General features: G+C 50.9%; 2 protein-coding genes. Both read right to left on the bottom strand.

The window, feature by feature from the left end; genetic code table 11:
* Positions 1-271, bottom strand: a 271-nt coding sequence (locus ACO6V1_RS22755; RefSeq protein WP_422468765.1) for a hypothetical protein, incomplete at its 3' end; no start/stop codon positions are given.
* A 106-nt stretch (positions 272-377) separates the two neighbouring features.
* Positions 378-3,797, bottom strand: coding sequence for a DUF1601 domain-containing protein (locus tag ACO6V1_RS22750; protein WP_422463643.1), 3,420 nt, complete (start codon positions 3,795-3,797; stop codon positions 378-380).
* Positions 3,798-3,963: the final 166 nt, after the last annotated feature.

Here is a 3,963-nt window from a genome sequence, read left to right as displayed (position 1 = left end):
ACAGATCATCCATTATTTCCTGTTTGATGAGGGCATTAAAATCCTGAGCAGGGTTTACTGAACGCCCCTGTAGATGTTGAGAAGAACGTGTGCCAGAAGAATGGTAAAATTCATTGCGACCCGGCGCAGTGCGGGGGGGATGATCCCATTGTCTGACTGTGGCATGTCTATATCGTCCACGTCCTGAAGAAGTGGCATGGCCATCCGGTCGGTTATAATAATTATCTGATCTTGCGTATTTACCACTGATACCAGCAGAACTTCTATCCATAATTATATTTCATTAATTCATGAAAATATAACAAGCAGACTGCGGTTCTGCTCAGAAGTTCATTTTGCTGAACTGTCTATAAACGCCAGTGGTTGGAGAAGAACAACTACTCTGGATTGTTAAATGATTCAGAGCCATGCCCTTTTGGTTGGGTGTTTATCCTGGTCTTTATTTGATCAATACATCGTTTTATTGAATCCGAGCTCCAAAGCGTGTTAATCGGGATTTCAATGACCTCAAATCCTGATTTTTGCAGCAGAGCAATTTTAAGCAGAGTTGAACCATTCCGGGTTTTGAAATCGTTACTCACGTAATGAAACGGTCCCTGAATTTCAATCACCATGTTGTGATCTGGCAGTAACAGGTCAACCGGAGGTAATGAGTTCAAACTCTTTTCTTCTTCAATCTTCAAAGAGGGCATACATGATTGGAGTTGATTGCGGAAGTCGGATTGAGGTTTTGAAATGGTTGTCTGGTAATGGGGGGCGATCGGACACGGTCTGCCAAGCCAACTGGCGGCCATGGCAATGACGCGTTGATCCTTTTCATTGTCCGGGGGGGTATTTTTCAGGCGAGTAAACAGGTCATCCATGTGCTTTTCAAGCACGTTGTTTTTATTGGCATTGGAGACCAGAGACAACCTGGCACAGCATACCATTACGCCCCAGAGAGACATTAATATATCTTGCTGAGAGAACTGAGGGTTTTCACTGATTTTGTGGACAAGCGATTTGAAGATAGAGGTAACCACGTTCAGCTCAACGAGTTCACCCAGTTTCGCCATGGCCCACAGCAGGTTGGCGATACCCTGTGGTTTAAAGTTAGCCTTCTGTGCGCTCACATGTGGTAACAGCGCGGCCACGGACGCTTTGAACTCTGGTGTCCACTCCTGCCCGTTGCCCACCAGTTTCGCCATGGCCCACAGCAGGTTGGCGATGTGCTGAGGAGTAAATTGGTCTTTCTGTGCGTTCACGTGAGGCAACAGCGTTGCCACAGCCTCGTTGAGCGCTGGTGTCTGCTCCAGCCCGTTGTCCACCAGTTTCGCCATGGCCCACAGCAGGTTGGCGATATCCTGGACATTAAATTGGTCTTTCTGTGCGTTCACCCGGGACAACAGCGCGACCAGGGCCTCGTTGAGTCCTGGTGTCGACTTCTGCCCGTTGTCCACCAGCTTCGCCATGGCCCACAGCAGGTTGACGATATGCTGTGGGTTAAAGTTAGCTTTCTGTGTGTTTACGTGGGGCAACAGCGCGGCTACGGCCTTGTTGAGTTCTGGTGACCTCTCCTGCCCGTTGTCCACCAGTTTCGCCATGGCCCACAGCAGGTTGGCGATATGCTGTGGGTTAAAGTTAGCTTTCTGTGTGTTTACGTGGGGCAACAGCGCGGCTACGGCCTTGTTGAGTTCTGGTGTCGACTCCTGCCCGTTGTCCACCAGTTTCGCCATGGCCCACAGCAGATTGGCAATACCCTGTGGTGTAAAGTTGGCTTTCTGTGCGCTCACGTGGGGCAACAACGCGGCCATGGTCTCGTTGAGCTCTGGTGTCCGCTCCTGCCCGTTGTCCACCAGTTTCGCCATGGCCCACAGCAGGTTGGTGATTTGCTGTGGTTTAAAGTTAGCTTTCTGTGCGATCACTTGGGGCAATAGCGCTGCCACGGCCTCGTTGAGTCCTGGTGTCCGCTCCTGCCCGTTGCCCACCAGTTTCGCCATGGCCCACAGCAGGTTGGCAATATGCTGAAGAATAAATTGTTTTTTCTGTGCGCTTACATGGGGTAACATTGTAGCTACAGCCTCTTTGAGACCCGGTGTCCACTCCTGTCCGTTGTCCACCAGTTTCGCCATGGCCCACAGCAGGTTGGCGATATCCTGGACATTAAATTGGTCTTTCTGTGCGTTCACCCGGGACAACAGCGCGGCCAGGGCCTCGTTGAGTCCTGGTGTCCGATCCAGCCCGTTTTCCACCAGTTTCGCCATGGCCCACAACAGGTTGGAAATGCCCTGGGCGTTAAATTGGTCTTTCTGTGCGTTCACGAGGGGCAACAGGGCGGCCACGGCCTCGTTGAGCCCTGGTGTCCACTCCCCGTTGTCCACCAGTTTCGCCATGGCCCACAGCAGGTTGGCGATATCCTGGACATTAAATTGGTCTTTCTGTGCGTTCATCCGGGGCAACAGCGCGACCAGGGACTCGTTGAGCCCTGGTGTTCGCTCCAGCCCGTTTTCCACCAGTTTCGCCATGGCCCACAACAGGTTGGCAATGTCCCGGGCATTAAGTTGGTTTTTCTGTGCATTCACATGGGGCAACAGCGAGGCCACGGCCTCGTTGAGCCCTGGTGTTAGCTCCTGCCCGCTGTCCACCAGTTTCGCCATGGCCCACAGCAGGTTGGCGATTTCCTGTGGTTTAAAGTTAGCTTTCTGTGCGTTCACCCGGGGCAATAACGCGGCCACGGCCTCGTTGAGCTCTGGTGTCTGCTCCTGGCCGTTGTCCACCAGTTTCGCCATGGCCCACAGCAGGTTGGCGATCCCCTGAGGAATAAATTGGTCTTTCTGTACGTTCACGTGGGGCAGCAGCGCGGCTACGGCCTCGTTGAGCTTCGGTGTCTGCTTCTGCCCGTTGTCCGACAGTTTCGCCATGGCCCACAGGAGGTTGGCAATATTCTGGGTATTAAATTGGTCTTTCTGTGCGTTCACATGGGGCAACAGCGTGGGCACAGCTTCTTTGAGCTCTGGTGTACACTCCCCGTTGTCCACCAGTTTCGCCATGGCCCACAGCAGGTTAGCGATACCCAGAGGAATAAATTGGTCTTTCTGTGCATTCACGTGGGGCAGCAGGGCGGCCACGGCCTCTTTGAACTCCGGTGTCTGCTTCTGCCCGTTGTCCACCAGTTTCGCCATGGCCCACAGCAGGTTGGCGATTCCCAGGGCATCAATATCCCTGGCTTGAGGTTTTTGGTTGCACTTGAATATTATTGCATCAAGAAGCGTGGACAATAAGGCAGCTTGAGTGAGCTTAATACGCTGATCCACGGGGTTATGAGGGGTAAAAACACCCGCTGAAGTCAATGAATGAAGTGTTGTTGTCAGGCTTCGCCAATTCCAACTCCGTGTTACTGTGAAATTTTGCAGTAAATGTATCAGCTGGCTTTGTTCGGCTCGATTTAACGGTCTTTTAGCAGCTAACGTGTATTTTTTAATTGAACTGGCATATCGACCGTGATGTCTCCCATCATAGCGATGACCGAAACGATCCGATTTTCTCAACAGATCATCCATTACTTCCTGTTTGATGAGCGCATTAAAATCTTGAGCAGGGGTTACTGAACGGCGCAGTAGATGTTGAGAAGGGCATGCGTCAGAAGAACGGTAAAATTTATTACGCCCCGGGTTATTGCGTGGGGTATCATCCCACTGCCTGACCATGGCATGTCTATATCGTCCACGCCTTGAAGAAGCGGCATGGCCACCCGGTCGGTTATAATAATTATCTGATCTTGCGTATTTACCACTGATACCAGCAGAACTTCTATCCATAATTAAATTTCATTAATTCATGAAAATATAAAAAGAAGACTGCTGTTCTGTTCAGAAGTTCATTTTGCTGAACTGTCTATAAACGACAATGGTTGGAGAAGAACATCTATTCTGAATTGTGAAAATGGTTCTGAGTCATGATAGCAGGTAGACGATTACTGGCTGC

Source organism: Endozoicomonas sp. ALC013 (assembly GCF_049310205.1).
In the GTDB taxonomy this organism is placed as follows: Bacteria; Pseudomonadota; Gammaproteobacteria; order Pseudomonadales; family Endozoicomonadaceae; genus Endozoicomonas.
The sequence above is the reverse complement of the archived record's forward strand: the minus strand, read 5'-3'. Positions and strand labels throughout refer to the sequence as shown.